We start from the raw sequence: 17204 nt of genomic DNA, 5'->3' as shown, positions 1-17204 counted from the left end.
GATTGTTTTGTTGTTTGCGCCATGACCTTTTGGTCATGGCGTTTTATCAGGATGCATTTCATCGAAAAGTTACCGATTTTTAATAATGGACAGGATGAAATGCATATATTTATCGGTGAAATGCATATTTAAATCTATTTATAAGCCCCAAAACTTTTAAATAGGATATGAATTTAACCAAACTGAAACTTTAAAATTCACGTGTTATGGAATACCTACTCTTTTCTTTGTGGATTGCTCTTATGGTCATTATGTTAGGAAAAACAATTCTGGCCCATCGTTCACTAAAAAAACTTTTGGATAGAAAATAAATTACGCTTCCTTTATCATTTTACGGATTAACACGGGCAACAATAGTATATCCAAAATCAAAGCGGTTACTAGGGTTACGCTAATTATGATGCCTATCGTAATGCTGGGTTGGTGTATTGAAAACAAGAGCACCAAAAACCCAAAAAAGAGGATAACGGTCGTAATTACCAACGCCCTTCCTGTATGTGCAAATGTCTTTTCCAGGGCCTGTTCCTGAGTGAGTCCTTGAGTGATACCAAGTTTGTACTTCCCTAAAAAATGTATGGTATCATCCACGGCTATACCAAATACAATGGCAAATACCACCGAAAGGGAAGCTTCCAATGGGATATTCAAATAGCCCAGTACGCTACCGGCAAAAAGAATCGGCAACATGTTGGGAATCAGTGAAATGATAAATAGTTTTAGGTTTCTGAAAACCAAGACCATTATGACGCCAATGAGTAGCAGGCCAAAGAACAGCCCTTCTAGCAGACTGCTTCGAATGTATTCCGAATTTTTATCCAAAAGCATGCTTTTTCCGGTTACCTTGACCTTTATTTTTGTGGTATCCAATTTATTGTCAGCATAATTTTCAATCTTCTCATATACCAGTTTTAAGCTATCCGTGCCTATATCCTGTAATCTTCCATTGATACGTGCCATGGAGGCATCCTTGTTTACGAACCGTTCCAATTGCTGCCTTCCCAATTTTTGGATATCCTTCTTGTATTTTTCAAAAGTGGCCGCATCATCGGGTAAGGTCAGAAATTCGGATTTATTTAGATTATGTGCCTTGTGCAACACTTGGAATGGTAAATTGGAGGATTGCAGGTTGCCTATAGAAGGAATTTCGGCCAAATAATTCATCAATTTTTTAATTTCCAATGCTACGGAGTAGTCCAAGACTGAATAGTCGTTTTTGGACATGACCGCGATTTCCAAGGGCCGGAAGCCGGCATAGTTATTTTGAAAATATTCAAAATCGGCGGCAATTTCACTTCTATTGGGCAACGTTCTTTTAAACTCATAATTGGTACTTATCAGACTGATACCCCATAAGCATAAAATCGTGAACACCGTTGTACCTAACAGAATGGGTCTTGGATAATCTTTGGTGAAAGTGTTCACTCCTTGTAGTAGGTCCACCCATTTCTTTGAGACACTTTTTCTTCCCAACAGCATCCTTTCGGGAAGACTTATCAACAGCGATCCGGTAAAGAAGATAACGGTGATGTACGCCACCATGACCCCAATAGCTGCGTTGATGCCAAATTCCTGAATACTGGCCAACCTGGAGGACAACAGCGTCATAAAGCCCACCGCCGTGGTGACCGAGGTCAGTAAAGTGGTGAGCCCCACTTCACGAAGCGAGGAACGGATGGCTTTGTATCTAGGAATTCCCGACTGGATTTTGCGTATAAAACTGTCCGTTACGTGTATCACATCCGAAGTACCAACAATGAGCATCAAAACAGGGTAAAAGGCAGCCATAGCGTTCAGTTCTTTTCCCCAAAGTGCCAAAATGCCTAAAAAAAGTAAAAGGGAAACACTTATGGACACCATTGAAATAAGGACCAAGGCCAGGCTTCGGTACACCAATAATAAAATAATCAGGACTAAAATAGCGGCTATGATGCTGGTCTTTAAGACTTCGCTTTTTTGCATGTCCACAATGGCTTCCAAAAAGAAGGCCCTCCCCAAGATATGGTATTCATCCAATTGATGTTTCTTTAAGGACGACCGTACCTGGGAAAGTAAAATCTCCGCCTGTTGGTAATCGATATCGTCCTGGGTGCGTAGGGCAACTACCGTAGAGGTAGCTTTTTGATCTATTAGGAAATTGGTAAAAAGCTTGTCCTGCTTAATTTTTTCCCAGTCCTTTTCATAGGCCGAAGGGTCATCCAAATGGATTATGGGCAACTGGGTATAACCAAAGCTAGTTTTAAGTGGATAGGATAATGTCGTTAATGATGAACACTCCTCAACAAAATCAAAGTTCTTGCTATCTTCCGAAAAAGCATTGAATCGCTTCAAAAATTCTTGATTGAAAACGGTAGGTTCGTTTTCAACGGCGATGAGCAGAAAATTATCATCGGTACCAAATTCGGCCACAAAATCTTGATAAAACTCCAGATCTGGATCTTCTTCGGGAAAAAACTGACTAAAATCAAATGAAAATCTAAGATTGGGAAGTAAGGTAGCCGAGTATATACCCAGTAGTACAAATAGAAATATACAGATTTTTTTTACTTGGGAAAGGTGGTTCATTTGTCGACACTTCCATTAAAGGGTCGCAAAATTATCCAATTCCAAGGTCCAATCATAATTTTTGTACTCAAGATCAATGCCCTTGGTAGTCGGAATCAGGCCTTCCTTCTTCAATATCTCCTTTATACCGTCCGTACCGCCAAAGTCTCCCCTGAACCAACTGAACAAGGTTGTTACCCTTGCCTCTTTTTTGACGGCATCGTACTCCGTGGTCCGCTTCAGGTAATTGCTGGTACTTTTGGCGAACTGTTCATCCAACCTTTTCCACTCGTAAATGGCTACGGGCGGGCAGTCCTTTGCGCCACAATTGAGGGCAAAATGGATTCGATAGTCGGGCTCCTCTACCCGTAATCTTTTTTCGAATTCCCCAGGAAATAGTTTACCGATAAACCCCAAACCATATTCCCATTGAGACCCCCTAATGATGCCATGCTCAATCAATTCAAAGGAAATCATTTCCCCGGCAAAAGAAATCTGGTCCGCCTTAAAAAACTTGCTTCGATCCTTATACAAATCTGGGTTGTTCCTCAGTATTACCTGGATATAGGCATTGTAAATATTGACCCAAAAAGCCAATTTCTTTTGGTTCGTGTCCAGGGCATCTTCCAATTCCTTAATGGTGACATTCGAAAAGGTATCCTGGATTTTTTGGGTATTTTCTTGGTTCTTGATTTTGACCAGGAATTCTACCGAAAGCTTGTTGAAGTCAATAGTTTCGGACTTGGATGTGCTTTGGCCAAAACCGTTCCAAGTGCCTATCAATAGGATAAAAAGTAAGTTGATTGTCACCGCCAAGTGGTAGAATTCTCGCAGGCCTGCCTTTAAATTAAAGGATTGTTTCTGGTGAATGCACCGTGGGCTTGCCCCAAAGTAGTCTGCTATATATTTTGAACGCATCATGTTTTTTGTTTTTAGTACCTACGTACGAATCCGTAAATGGTTTTATTTTGATAACCTATAGACTACTTTAATTATTGTTGGGATTATCACAGTATATCCTTTGCTGTTTCAATCTTTGTCGTAAATTCTTTTTTGAACTTTCAGTAGAATCTAAAGAATTATAGTGACGATTTTAAAACCCTTACGGTGCTAATTCCGTAGATTTAGAAAATCCCCGGAAAATTAAAGTTACGGACTTGGGGAACGACCTATTTGTTGCTATGATCAGTATTATAATTCCATCACATAAAGAAACCGTAAATATCGACCTATTGGTCGGTAGGTTGTCAAGCTTTTCCTCGCAAGTTCCCTTTGAAATACTAGTGGCACTTTCACCGGAGAGCGAAATGGATTTTAAAAGGGAAACCCTGGATAAGGCCGATATTATAAGGTGCACTAAGAAGGGTAGGGCATGCCAGATGAACGAAGCGGCCAAATTGGCTAAAGGGGAGGTCTTGGCTTTTTTGCACGCCGATGTAAAACCACCGGAGTCATTTTTACAAGACATACAGAAAACAATTAATGACGGATTTGACGCTGGATTCTTTTCATACAGGTTCGATAGGGAAAGTTTGCCCTTGAAGATCAATTCCTATTTCACGGCTAAGGACGGCATATTCACAGGTGGCGGAGATCAATGCCTATTTATAAAAGGACAAGTTTTTGAAACCCTCGGCCGCTTTAAGGAAACCCAGGTTTTGATGGAGGACTTCGAGTTTTTTGAGCGCATGAAAAAGAATGGGATACGCTACAAGATCATAAAAAACGATTTGATAGTATCTGCTAGAAAGTACGAAGCCAACTCCTATCTACGGGTGAACCTTTCCAACCTCTTGCTTGTAATCCTGTTTAGGTTGGGATATCCAAGTAAAAAACTAAAAACGATTCATGACAAACTCATCAGAACGCCCTACAACACCTGACATCATAAATGGCATACAACAAGTAGGTATAGGAGTATCGGACACCAAGGCAGTTTTTAATTGGTATAGAAAGCACTTGGGTTTTGATATTCTTGTTTTCAAGGACGAAGCGCCGGCAGCACTCATGAAAAGGTATACAAGTGGTGAGATATGCCATAGAAATGCTTATTTGTCCTTAAATATGCTGGGAGGGGGTGGTTTGGAAATCTGGCAGTTTTTGAGCAGAACTCCCCAAAAACCCAAATTCCCAATAATTCTTGGTGATTTAGGGATAAATGCTATGAAAATACGGAGCAACGATATTCAGAAGAGTTATGATTCGTTGAGGGGGCTGGAATTAAAATATTTGACAGGTATAAATAAAACTGTGAAGAATGGAATTTCTTTCTATTTTCAGGACCCCTGGGACAATCTGGTCGAAGTTGTACAGGATAGATACTTTTTTAATAAGACAAGTTTGAGCACAGGTGGCGTGCTGGGAGTCGTGATAGGGGTTTCACAAATATCGGAATCGATACGGTTCTACAGTGATTTGTTGGGCTATAGTATTTTGGTATCGGACCAAACTTTAGAATTGCCCCTTAACAACACACCTGATGCAAATTTTGGTTTATTCAGGAAAGTGGTACTAGCGCATTCCCGACCTAATTTTGGTGGTTTTGGGGAGTTGTTGGGACCAACCCAAATAGAATTACTGCAAGCATTGGATAGAAAACCAAATAGAATATTCGAGGATAGGTTATGGGGTGATTTAGGATATATCCACGTATGTTTTGATGTACAAGGGATGGAAAAATTAAGGAACCGTGCAGCCTCCTTAAACTATCCATTTACCGTAGATAGCGCCCAAAGTTTTGATATGGGCGACGCGGCGGGCCATTTTGGTTATGTGGAAGACCCAGATGGAACCTTAATAGAATTCGTGGAAACCCATAAAGTACCTATTTTAAAACCATTGGGTATCTACCTTGATTTAAAAAAACGAAATCCGCATAAACCATTACCTAAATGGATGGTTCGCACATTGCGATTTCATAAGGTCTCCAAGGATATCTAAATCCAGTAGATCATTTAACTTTTTGTTGTTCTCAAAAGCCCGATTCCCGAGAAGAAAAATATACCGCCCAGAACGGAATATACGATCAAGGCCTTTGTTGTTCCTGTACTATTGCCAAATAATATGGCGGCGTAGACCAACCCCCCAATTCCTAACAGGGTGAGAATGGTACCAAAGAGTTTCTTTATATCCATGGTCGAAAAATACTAATTTTTCCAGTAAGCAATCTATAGTGGGATTCAAATAATTTAGGAGGATGCAACCGCTCCAAGTGCATAGAGTTGCTCCAATGTGGGTGTCTCACTACCTCCGGCAGGTTCCAAAGTTATCCCAAAGGCTTCGGAATTATTTGGATTGTTCAGCGCAAACACCTTGTTTTCATCCTCGGTAAAATCTTCTAAAAGACCCATGCTCGTAGGGGTTAAGGGCGATAATTTTAAGGACCAAACTTGATAAACAAAACCATCCGGTGGTGCTGGTAGACCCTTCGCGTCTATAAACACTTTTTCCTCTTGTTTGTTCCAATACGCCTTTGCATAGGCATCTGGAGAAACTTGTTGCCCTCCTAAAGGGATTACCAAAATATTTTGGTCCCTCAGCGTATTGAGGAGCTCCCGCGATTTTTCCAAGGAGGAATTAGACTCGGCTATTTGCTGTTCTAACTGTTGGTTTTGACTTTCTACCAATTCCAACTGGGATTTCAATTCCTTATTTTGATTATAGACCCAAAAAAGTCCAATGGCCAAAAGTATGGAAGCCGCCCAACCTAGGTATTGCGTCCAAGGCCTTGATTCTTTGGTCAGTGGAACAACCTTCGATGTATCCCCAGCATTCAATTGTGATTTTAGGGTTTCAAAACCGACAGGGGTTATGGTATTCGCTTTTTGTGAAATCTCTAGGATGGCCGCCTCTATAGCCACAATTTCTGCCTTTATTTCTGGATATTCCTGTGCATATCTATGTATTTCCAGGTTTTCTTTCTCCGAAAGGACCCCTGCGACGTACAGTTCCAAAATTCCAGACGCTATGTATTCTTGCACATCCATTTATTTTATCTCCATGTTTTCCCTGAGCTTGGAAATACAGCTTCTATTTCTCGTTTTAACGGTTCCAACGGGAATGGCCAGTTCTTCGGCCGCTTCCTTTTGTGTATACCCTCTAAAGTAAAGCATTTCAATGAGTTGTATACACTTTTTCTTTAGACTCCGGACTAACTTTAAGAGTCCTTCGGTTTCTACGGTATGAACAACTTCCTCTTCCTTACTTTCCAAAATACGTACGAAGTAATCTGCGGAAAGGTTCTTTTTTTCATTTTTATACGACTTGCTACGTATTTCATCGATGGCCGCATTTCTCGCAATGTTCAAGATCCAGGTGAAAAATCGGCCTTTGGATGCATTATAACTGTCCGCATTGTCCCATATTTTGACAAATACATCCTGACAGATTTCTTGGGAGCGCCCTTCGTTTTTGACAATGGTGTTGATTACCCCGCAGATATTTTCGGCATACATGCCATAAAGTGTCTCGAAGGCGGAAACATCTTTCTTCCGGAATCTCTCAACCAGTTGTTCCAATTGCATAGGGCTGAATTTAGCTATTAAAAATAGAAAAAGCCACCCCTGTAGGTGGCTTTTATCATTTTATTTTTTAATCCTATTGGATAATTCCCGTACAACTTACCCTAGCACCGGCAGCACCACTGGGCTGACTTGTAAAGTCATCCGTACCTTGGTGTACGATTACGGCCTTGCCCACAATATTTTTATTTGGGTCGTCACAACCAATACACCACTCAGACGTTGAAAATTCTACCATACCGTTACCGTCTGCATCGGCTATAAAGTTGCCAATATCCCCTTTGTGATAACCTTCACTGGCGCCCCATTTTCCATGGGGTTCGTTGGTAGGGTTCCAATGGCCTCCCGTAGAAGTTCCATCATCCGCGGAGCAATCTGCCTTTTCATGTATGTGAATGGCATGCTCCCCTTCGGAGAGTCCAGTGAAGGACGCCATCATTTTTACTTCCCCGTTTTCTTCTGTAAAGGTGACCTCGCCCTGAACATCACTATCGCTTTTAGGCTCCATCATAAATTTAACGGATTCCACTTCTTCCTCTTCCATGGTCATTTCTTCCATGGTTTCTTCCACTTCATTTGCGGCATCGTTGGTTTCCTTTTTCACTTCTTTACAACTAAAGACCGCAAAAAGGGCCAATGCGGCCAATGGTAATTTTATTACTTTTTTCATACGTTTAAAATTAGATTAATAGCTTGATTCTTAAACATTTCCTTTTGTAGAGGTATTTAACTCACCATAACAATTTCCTCGATGAGGGTTTAATTTTTATGGTTTTAAAAATTAACTTTGTTAAAATTACGAAATTTCGTGCGCTATATGAACTCATATCCCAATCATTTTAACAGGATTGGGAAATTTGATGGAATTGCGAAAGAAAATACCGGCAATCCTATTTTTTATTGAAAAGTCCACGTAAATCCGGGTTATAGAAAACGGCCACCTGTAGTCTGTCATAATTCACGGTTCTGAAATGGTTTTTAAGATACCCGGCCTGGACGCTTAGATTATGGGTCACATTAAGTCCCACCGCCGCGTACAACCGGTTTTGGTCAAATGCCTCGTTCTGGAGGTTGATAAAAATTTCATCGTAGAAATTCAAAAAGAAAATGTCCGTTAGGGGAACGGTCATCTGTAACCGATAGCGGGCACGGTGTTCAATTCTTTCATCAAAAAAAGGACTATTTTCATTTTCAAAGGTTATAAAACGTTGTTCCAATCGATACCGATGTTCGAATAAAAATTCCCAAACCTTGTTTTTAAGGATAAATTGCTGAAATATTCTGTTTTCAGATATTTTGTTCACCAAATTCTCGTTGCCCTCAAAAGTGGGGTCGGTAAGTATATAGGCATATCCCATAGTAGCAATGGCATTGTCATCAATGTGATAATTGAGTCCTGTCCTAAGTAACAATTGATTGAAGTTTTTTGCCTGTTCAAAATATCGAAGTTGTGCTTCTGTATGGATGCTCCACTTCTCCGCAATCTGATTGGTGCCAAAATACATGTGCCAGCTTCCCAGTTTGTCTTCCCCATTGTCTTGGCCCAAGGCCGAAGTCACAACAATACCCAATACAACAACTAGTAATCTCCTCATAAATATGCCTGATTCTCTATTCAAAAATTAAAGTCTTGAAATTAGACCTTTGATTAAATATCGCTTTCCATGGATTCGCCGTCCTCAATGGGCGTGCCCGCGTCTCCTTTGAGATAGACATCCAAAAATTGTAGTACCCTGCTGTAGGCCTCGATCTGGTTTTCCTTTTTTACAAATCCATGGCCTTCATCCTCAAAGAGCACGTATTCCACGGGAACGCCATTTTTCTTGACGCCGGCCACGATTTCATCCGATTCCACCTGAAGCACCCTGGGATCTTTGGAACCTTGCAGCACGATTAGGGGTTTGGTAACCTTATCTGTATGAAAAAGAGGGGAAATAGCCTTAAGCCGAACGGAATCCGCACTGTTGGGGTCACCCAGCTCTAAATACAGGGCATCCTTAAAGGATTCCCACCAAGGTGGAATACTTCGTAAGGTCCTGATCCAGTTCGTTACCCCAAATAAATTTACGCCCACGGCAAACTCTTCGGGTGTATAGGTCAAGGCCGCCATGGTCATATATCCTCCGTAGGAACCTCCAATAATCCCGATTTTGTCTCCATCGATTTCTGGTTGGTTGGCCAACCAATTCTTGCCCTCCACACAATCCTTCAAATCCTTGTCACCATGGTTGAGGTCGTCCATTTTGTAGAACGACTTCCCATAACCGCTGCTTCCGCGGTTGTTCACCGCCAACACGGCATACTTATGGTTTACCAAGTATTGAATGAAGGAACTGAAATTCTGCCTGGATTGTCCGCCTGGACCACCGTGTACCCAAACCAAAGCGGGCACCTTGTTGGTTTCGGAAGCTTGATGAGGTTTGTAATAAATGGCAGGAATTTCCAATCCGTCAAAGGATTTGAACCGGATTACCTCCGCCGAGACCAAATCGCTTGGTTCTATTTCCGGGTTCAGTACATTGGTAAGCTGTTTCAGCTCTTTGGTCTCCAAATCATACACATATAGGTTACTAGGTGTTTGCGACCCGCCTGCGTAGAGACTCATCAGTTTTTCGTCATCCGAAAAACCTACATTGGTTATGTCCATATTGGGGAGGGAGGGAAGGTCGATATTCGTTCCCGTTGCGGTCTCCGTAACGGCAATGACGTTCTTTGCGTCCTCGTTTATATAGGTTACCTGATAGGTGCCGTTCTCGGTGAAATAACTGCCCATAATATCCCAATCGCGCTCCATGACCTTGCTGCGTTCGCCAGATTGTATATCGTATTTCATTACATAGGAAAATTCGCTACCCAAATCGGTCGTGTAATACAACGCACCGCTGTCCGGAGTAAAATCCTGACCGCTATTGGCGCTCTGCGCTTCGTTGATCTGTGTCTTTTCACCCGTTTCCAAATTCTGAAGGAAGAGATTGGCATCATTCGTATTCAGGGATTTGGAGAGGGCCAGGTATTTTTGGTCCTTGCTTATAGGTCCAATGTCATAACCTTCATTGTTTTGATATATGAGTTGGGGTCTGTAATCCAAGAAATCCATTTGATAGAGGTCCATATAGCGGGCATCCCGTTTGTTGGACGTGAAAAAGAAGCTCTTTTTATCGGCTGCCCACGCATGGAAACTCGCCCTTGCGCCCTCCTCAGGGGTCAAATCCGTAATGCTTCCATTGAGGTTCCTGATATAGATATGGTAGATTTCGTCGCCGTTTCCGTCCATCCTAAAGAGCATACGCTCGTCCTTTGGAAAATAGGAAATGGCAAAGACCGAGGAACTGTCCGATTCCGTTACGGGCATCATCTCACCACCTTCTGTTGAAATTGTGTACATATTGTAGATGCCGGACCTATTACTTGAAATCAAGAGCTTGCTATTATCCGGCGAAAAACTGCCACCGCCAATGGCCTCGTTGTCCATCATTTGTTCAATGGTATAGGATTTCACCGTTTTAGTGATGGCAGCGTCCGGGTTTTCTTTGGGAGTTTCCTTGCAGCTCCATGCAATCATGGTAATAGAAGCAACCAGGGCTAAACCTTTTACAGGCATACATTTTAATAGTGTTCGTTTCATGGGATTGATTTTTTTGAATGTGAACATATCGGCTAAAAACCAATGTGCCTAAAGATACGGTAAATGAAATGTAAGGCCTACTTAAAAGTCCCCCTAAGTTTTTAAGGCCTGAAGTTTTGGGGCACTTGGTTATTTTCGCTCAAAAATCCCGAACAGTTCGTTTCCCTTTCTGGGCGGGATGGAATTGTAACACCGCGCAAATGTACGAACGGTAAAATAGGGGTCCAGATAGCCCAAATAAAGTTCCTTGTTGCCGCCAAAGGGCCTTTTTTCCATATCGTCCGTCAGGGGAAAATCGAACCAGAGCCCTGCAAGGATGCCATCAGGCTTGAGCAACCGGCGCATCTGCTTAAAGTACGCGCTCCTATTGGCATCCGTAGGTACTATGGAACAGAAAAAGGTCTGCTCCAGAATTAGGTCGTAGCTTCCTTCATGCGCAAAGAAATCGGCATGCATCACTTTGGCTTCGGGAAAATGCGGGTTGCGTTTTTTGAACTCGGTCAACGGAATTTCGGCAACATCCAGTACGTGCACATTTTTAAAGCCGATGTCAAAAAGATATTCGGCCTCATATCCATTACCGGCACCGGGTATCAGGATTTTTAGGTTTTTGTCCGTTAATTGGTCCGCGTATTCCTTGATGGGGGTGGAAGGGTAGCCAATGTTCCAGCCCGTGGTACCGGCCTCGTATCGTTGGGTCCAATAGGTTTTGTCGTCCATAGCGGCGTGCTTAGAAAGACGAAAATAAGTACATTTTTGATAGCCATGCCGCTATGGGTGCAGATCATACAAATTCGGTGTCCATTTATACACAATTTACCTATCTTCGGCGGATTAAAATCAAGCGTACCAAACATGAGAAATTACCTGTATTTGTTTTTCTTTTCCATCGTTCTTTTTAATAGTGTATTTTCCCAGGAAGACCCCAAATGGCTTCGGTATCCGGCTATCTCCCCTGATGGTTCTACCATCACCTTTACCTACAAGGGAGATATTTACAGGGTTCCCAAAGAAGGGGGTGTTGCACAGCAATTGACCTTCCATAAGGCGCACGATTATCAGGCCGTGTGGAGCAAGGATGGGGACTCGCTGGCCTTTGCCTCCAACCGATTCGGGAATTTTGATATCTACGTAATGAACGCCAAAGGGGGCGAAGCGACCCGATTGACCTTCCACAGCAACGATGAGACGCCCTATTCGTTTTCGGCGGATGATACAAGCGTCATTTTTGGAGCTGCACGTCAGGATGATGTGAAACATCGGCAGTATCCCATGGGACAACAACCGGAGCTGTATAGTGTTCCCGTCATTGGTGGTCGGGTTAACCAGGTATTGACCGTCCCTGCGGAAGATGTACAGGTAAATTCCGAGGGCACTTTGATGGTCTATCACGATAAAAAAGGTTATGAAAATACGTTCAGAAAACACCATACATCTGCCATTACGCGCGATATTTGGAAATATGATGTAGCGACCGGCACACATACCAAGCTGACCAGTTTTAACGGGGAGGACCGTAATCCCGTCTTCAGTGCCAATGGTAATTCCCTCTACTACCTCAGTGAGGAAAGCGGGTCTTTCAATGTCCATATATTGAATCTGGAAAACCCCGAAAATAAGGAGCAATTGACCTCCTTCAAGACCCATCCCGTTCGGTTTTTAAGCATCGGGAACGGGATTATGGCCTTCAGTTATGATGGGGAGCTCTATACTTTTGAGGAAGGTGGCGAACCTCAGAAGGTGGATGTGATCATCCGCACACAATCGGCCTCCAATGCGGTGGAATACGTTTCCGTCAACGGCGGAGTCAGGGAAATGGACATTTCGCCCAATGGGAAGGAAATCGCCTTTATTAGTCGGGGTGAGGTATTTACCACTTCGGTAGATGGCACTATGACGAAGCGTTTGACCAATACGCCGGAGCAGGAGCGCTTTTTAAAATTTATGCCCGATGGAAAGTCCATCGCCTATTCCAGCGAGCGAAACGGTAAATGGTCTATTTTCAAGACCGTAAAACAACGTACCGAGGAACCCTATTTTTTTGCTTCCACCTTGGTAAGGGAGGATACCTTGGTAACCGATAGTACCGATGTCTATTTGCCTGAATTCTCGCCCGACGGTAATCTAGTTGCTTATGTGGAAGGGCGTAGAACCTTGAAAGTCAATAATTTAAAAACAAAGGAGACCGTTACCTTACTGACGCCAAAGGATTTGTACCATTTCTCCGATGGGGATCAATACTATCAATGGAGCCCGGATAGTAAATGGTTGTTGGTGGATTGGGGCGTTACTTTGAGCAACAATGAAATCCTTTTGATTTCTGCCGATGGCAAGACCCGTAAGAACCTTACCGAAAGTGGCTACTATGACATGCAGCCCAAGTGGATCGGGGAAGGCAACCAGATCATTTGGTTCTCCAACAGACACGGCTTAAAAAGCTATGCCACCAGTGGGCAGTCAGAATTTGATGTCTACACCATGTTCCTTACCCAGGATGCTTGGGACAAGTTCAATCTGTCCAAGGACGAATACGATTTGATGAAATTGATCGAGGAAGGCGATAAAAAGGACGAGGACAAGGAAGAAAATAAGGACGAGAAAAAGAAAAAGAAGAAGGACGAAGACACTAAGGAGGAACCCGTAAAACCCCTGAAGTTCGATTTGGAGGGCACCGAGGATAGGAAAAGCCGACTTACCATCCACTCCTCAAAATTGAGCGATGCCGTGTTGTCCAAGGACGGTGAAAAACTGTATTATCTCACGCGTTTTGAGGAGGATCTGGACCTTTGGGAAACGGAAATCCGTACCAAGGAAACCAAAAAATTACTGTCCCTAGGCGCAAAATCAGGAGGTTTGCAATGGGATAAAAAGCAGGAAAACCTCTTTTTGTTGGCTGATGGCAGCATATCCAAAATCGATGTAAAGGCCGGGAAGAAGGAACCTGTAAAATTGAATTCGGAAATGGTCTTGGATGCCGATGCCGAACGCCAGTATATGTTCGACCATATTTGGTTGCGAACCAATGGTATTTTCTATCACAGCAACTTTCACGGTATCGATTGGACCGCTATGCGTACCGAATACGAAAAATACCTGCCCTTCATTGGGAATAATTACGAGTTTGCGGAAATGATATCGGAACTATTAGGTGAGTTGAATGTTTCACATGCCGGAGGCAGGTACAACGACACTATCGATAATGGAGACGAAACTGCATCCTTGGGAATTTTTATGGATTATGCCCATACAGGAAACGGGATAAAAATCGCAGAGGTCATCAAAGGGGGACCTTTGGACAAGGCCGGCTTCAATTTAAAGCCGGGGATGATCATCGAAAAAATAAACGGGGAAACCCTACTGTCCGATCGTGATGTAGCCAGTTATTTGAACCGCAAGGAAGGCGAATTTTTGTTGTTGGATATAACAGGTGAGAATAAAACCCAAAAGCAAATTACCGTAAAACCCATTTCCTTGGATGCTGAGGGCGATTTGTTATATAATCGGTGGGTGGAGATCAATGAAAAGGAAGTACTTGAAAAAAGTAAAGGTACCCTGGGATACGTTCATATTCCGGGAATGAGCGACGGACCCTACCGCTCCATTTACGAGGAAATGATGGGCAAGTTTTTCGACAAAAAAGGGGTCATTGTGGATACCCGATTTAATGGTGGGGGCGACCTGGTGGCCGATCTGGCCATGTTCTTTACCGGTGAGGCCTTTTTATCCTACGAGACAGAAGATCGGGTGGTAGGAGGGGAGCCCACTTCGCGCTGGACCAAACCAACGTTGGCCCTATACAACGAGTCCATGTACAGTGACGGTTCCTGCTTTGCCAGCGGCTATACCGAATTGAAAATAGGGACTACGGTGGGGATGCCGGTTCCAGGGACCTGTAGCTTTGCCGGGTGGGAGCGTTTGCCCAACGGAGGCGTTTGGGGCGTGGTGCCCGTAAGTGCCAAGAACAAGGCAGGGGAGTGGATGGAAAATAATGAAACCGACCCAGATATCCTTGTCAAAAACCAACCTGAGGTCATCGCCAAAGGCCGTGATCAGCAATTGGAAAAATCCATTGAGGTTTTGATCGGGCAGGTGAAGTAGGCTGGTGGCCGTGTAACAAAAACCGTTGTGGATTTTGAAACTGTCATCGTGACCAAAGGGTCAGTTCGAGTGATTTTTCGCAATGCAATGAAGAAAAATTGTATCGAGAATCTTTTTAAGGCTCCAAAAGGAGCCTGCCCTGAGCGAAGGCGATGGGTTCTCATTACACTTGATTTTCGATGGAAAAAATCAAAAATCAAGCACTCGAACTGACATTTATATATATAATTTTTAAAGTGTACAACGGTTTAATATACTAGAATGTCTTTCTGATGACGCGCGTAGCAAGAAAGAATCTATTAAAATACCACCAAGCCTTGGGTTTGGTGCCATAATGAATGAATAACTACGAACTTTCCATTTAAAATCACTACTATGAACCCAGAAACCGATTTAAAGTCCGTTCAGCAACTGTTGAAGGCGAACGACCTGCCCTTTGAAGATTTGGTAGAATCCAAAGTGGCCTTTTTGACCAAGGATAAAAACGGCGAACTTATTGGATGTATTGGCATCGAAACATACGGTATGGATGGTTTGCTGCGTTCCTTGGCGGTGGACGACGCCCATAAAGGAAGAGGAGTGGGTAAGGAGTTATTGGACGAACTTTGTGAAACCAGTAGGCAAAAAGGTATACAACGATTGCATCTTTTGACCACTACGGCCGATGCCTATTTTACACGTTATGGTTTTGCTGTAGCGGAACGGTCCACCGCTCCTACGGCTATCCTTGGAACTACCGAATTCTCTGAAATTTGTCCTTCCAGTTCCGTGTATATGTTGAAGGAACTGTAATTCTATTCCTATTCCTCCCATTTTCTTGTCATACTGATGACAAGCGTAGCGAGGAAGAAGCATCTCTTTATTGACCGACCCTCCCCGTTCCGCCAAGGCGAAACACCCCTCCCTAACCAGGGAGGGGAGCTTTTTTAGGTTTTAAACGCAGCAGGTAACTTAAATGAATTTTAAGGAGTAAACCGGCCTATTTTGGGATGCGTAGCAAATCCGGGAGTCCTTGGAATTGGCAACAGGAAATCGCCCAAAAAGTATTCCGATGCAATCGGAAACGGCCTGGGCGATGCGGCACAGGGACTGATTGGATTTCAAGTATCCCAAAATCAGCCTAGCCTTTTTGGATACTTTTTCGGCGATGGAAAAAGTATCGGAAAGAAAAAACCGGCGCTGACAGTTCCGTACAAACGAAACGCTCCATATTTCCCCTTTCTCTTGCCGAAACCAATTTTTTGTAGGATTTTTAGGGTAATCCCCCTAAAATAGAAATATAGGTACTTGTTACTATATATAATTGTTGGCTGTAATTAACCCAAAACCTTAATGAACATATTTATTGACACTAATGTTTACTTAAAATTCTTCCACTACTCAAATGATGAATTAGAGGAGTTAAGAAAATTAATCGTTTTAATTGAACAAGGCGAAATCAATCTTATAATACCGAGACAAGTCTACAACGAATATGTTCGAAATAGAGAAGTTAAAATTGCAGACGCCTTAAGAACTTTCAAAGCGGACAAATTGAACAATGCGTTTCCGATTTTTCTCAAAGAATATCCTGAATATGCAATTATGAAAAAAGCAATTCAAGAATATCAAACCAGCAAGAAAAAGATTTTAGAAAACATTCTTACTGAAATTGAAAATTATTCATTGAAAGCTGATGAAATAATAAATGAAATTTTTGAGAAATCAGGTCTTTTAGCACACAACGAAGAATTAATAGCAAGAGCAAAGGTCAGATATGATTTAGGAAATCCACCAGGAAAAGGGAACTCTTACGGGGATGCTTTAAACTGGGAAACACTTTTAGTCATTTGCCCACCCGAAAAAGATTTGACATTCATTTCAGATGATAAAGATTACTTTTCTGAAATTGACAACTCAAAATTTAATAAATACCTAAATCGTGAATGGAGGACAACCAAAAATTCTGAAATTATTTTTTATAAATCTTTATCCGAATTTTTTAAAAATAAATATCCCAAAATTAAACTTGCTTCAGATTTACAAAAGGATGTTTACATTGAGAGGTTAGAAAATTCTGGAACATTCAGAGATTCAAGACATAACCTTTACAAACTCTCTCAATTTGAGGATTTTACATCTGACCAAATCAACAGAATATTTTTCCAAGCTTTTAGCAATAGTCAAATTTACTGGATTAGTGAAGACGAAGATATTAATGAAATTTTATATAATCTATATGACAAATATAAAGACAAATTGGATGACACAATTTTAATGGAATTTGAATCTAAAATCAAGAGAATACCAGAAGCAGAAAATGAAGACGAATATCCATTTTAAAAATAACTACAGCCAACAATATATCCTATGAAAAGCCCTAGTCCAGTTCTCTAAAGTTAATATTTAATTTTCAATTACTTCATAATGATGGTTTTGGG

The 17204-nt window shown here is 42.1% G+C and carries 15 protein-coding genes; 6 read left to right on the top strand and 9 right to left on the bottom strand.

The window, feature by feature from the left end:
• Positions 1-312: 312 nt before the first annotated feature.
• Both FEK29_RS17520 and FEK29_RS17515 read right to left on the bottom strand, forming a co-directional pair.
• The gene (locus tag FEK29_RS17520) at positions 313-2562 is read right to left on the bottom strand and encodes an efflux RND transporter permease subunit (protein WP_138259735.1); all 2250 of its coding nucleotides are present in this window, start codon (positions 2560-2562) and stop codon (positions 313-315) included.
• 15 nt (positions 2563-2577) lie between these two features.
• The gene (locus FEK29_RS17515; RefSeq protein WP_240042785.1) at positions 2578-3462 is read right to left on the bottom strand and encodes a DUF547 domain-containing protein; all 885 of its coding nucleotides are present in this window, start codon (positions 3460-3462) and stop codon (positions 2578-2580) included.
• 260 nt (positions 3463-3722) lie between these two features.
• Between FEK29_RS17515 and FEK29_RS17510 the strand changes: the two genes are divergently transcribed.
• Both FEK29_RS17510 and FEK29_RS17505 read left to right on the top strand, forming a co-directional pair.
• A complete protein-coding gene (locus tag FEK29_RS17510; protein WP_138259734.1) occupies positions 3723-4424 on the top strand; it encodes a glycosyltransferase in 702 nt (233 codons plus the stop codon).
• Positions 4390-5481, top strand: coding sequence for a VOC family protein (locus tag FEK29_RS17505; RefSeq protein WP_138259733.1), 1092 nt, complete (start codon positions 4390-4392; stop codon positions 5479-5481). The genes FEK29_RS17510 and FEK29_RS17505 overlap by 35 nt, the downstream gene beginning before the upstream one ends.
• A 14-nt stretch (positions 5482-5495) precedes the next feature.
• On the opposite strand, the gene FEK29_RS17500 is transcribed toward FEK29_RS17505, so the two are convergent.
• From FEK29_RS17500 to FEK29_RS17470, 7 genes are all read right to left on the bottom strand, one after another.
• On the bottom strand, positions 5496-5675 hold the full coding sequence (locus FEK29_RS17500) for a hypothetical protein (RefSeq protein WP_138259732.1): 180 nt from the start codon (positions 5673-5675) through the stop codon (positions 5496-5498).
• A 54-nt stretch (positions 5676-5729) separates the two neighbouring features.
• Positions 5730-6527, bottom strand: coding sequence for an anti-sigma factor (locus tag FEK29_RS17495; RefSeq protein ID WP_138259731.1), 798 nt, complete (start codon positions 6525-6527; stop codon positions 5730-5732).
• Positions 6528-7064, bottom strand: a complete 537-nt coding sequence (locus FEK29_RS17490; protein WP_138259730.1) for an RNA polymerase sigma factor — start codon at positions 7062-7064, stop codon at positions 6528-6530.
• Positions 7065-7137: 73 nt separating this feature from the next.
• Positions 7138-7731: a superoxide dismutase family protein gene (locus tag FEK29_RS17485; protein WP_138259729.1), complete on the bottom strand. Its 594-nt coding sequence runs from the start codon at positions 7729-7731 to the stop codon at positions 7138-7140.
• A 220-nt stretch (positions 7732-7951) separates the two neighbouring features.
• Entirely contained in the window at positions 7952-8656 is a 705-nt protein-coding gene (locus FEK29_RS17480; RefSeq protein WP_138259728.1) for a DUF2490 domain-containing protein, read from the bottom strand.
• Positions 8657-8709: 53 nt separating this feature from the next.
• The gene (locus FEK29_RS17475; protein WP_240042784.1) at positions 8710-10686 is read right to left on the bottom strand and encodes a S9 family peptidase; all 1977 of its coding nucleotides are present in this window, start codon (positions 10684-10686) and stop codon (positions 8710-8712) included.
• Positions 10687-10815: 129 nt separating this feature from the next.
• Positions 10816-11406, bottom strand: a complete 591-nt coding sequence (locus FEK29_RS17470) for a methyltransferase domain-containing protein (RefSeq protein WP_138259726.1) — start codon at positions 11404-11406, stop codon at positions 10816-10818.
• A 135-nt stretch (positions 11407-11541) separates the two neighbouring features.
• On the opposite strand from FEK29_RS17470, the gene FEK29_RS17465 reads away from it, so the two are divergent.
• The 4 genes from FEK29_RS17465 (at position 11542) to FEK29_RS17450 (ending at position 17106) form a co-directional block, all read left to right on the top strand.
• The gene (locus FEK29_RS17465) at positions 11542-14784 is read left to right on the top strand and encodes a S41 family peptidase (protein WP_138259725.1); all 3243 of its coding nucleotides are present in this window, start codon (positions 11542-11544) and stop codon (positions 14782-14784) included.
• A 375-nt stretch (positions 14785-15159) separates the two neighbouring features.
• Positions 15160-15576, top strand: a complete 417-nt coding sequence (arsN2, locus tag FEK29_RS17460) for an arsenic resistance N-acetyltransferase ArsN2 (RefSeq protein ID WP_138259724.1) — start codon at positions 15160-15162, stop codon at positions 15574-15576.
• Between the two features lie 192 nt (positions 15577-15768).
• A complete protein-coding gene (locus FEK29_RS17455; RefSeq protein ID WP_138259723.1) occupies positions 15769-16059 on the top strand; it encodes a hypothetical protein in 291 nt (96 codons plus the stop codon).
• Between the two features lie 57 nt (positions 16060-16116).
• Positions 16117-17106 (top strand): PIN domain-containing protein, encoded by a 990-nt coding sequence (locus FEK29_RS17450; RefSeq protein WP_138259722.1) that lies wholly within the window; start codon positions 16117-16119, stop codon positions 17104-17106.
• Positions 17107-17204: the final 98 nt, after the last annotated feature.

Origin of the sequence: Maribacter aurantiacus, assembly GCF_005780245.1 — a bacterium.
Lineage (GTDB): Bacteria > Bacteroidota > Bacteroidia > Flavobacteriales > Flavobacteriaceae > Maribacter > Maribacter flavus.
This window is presented reverse-complemented; position numbering and strand designations above follow the sequence as displayed.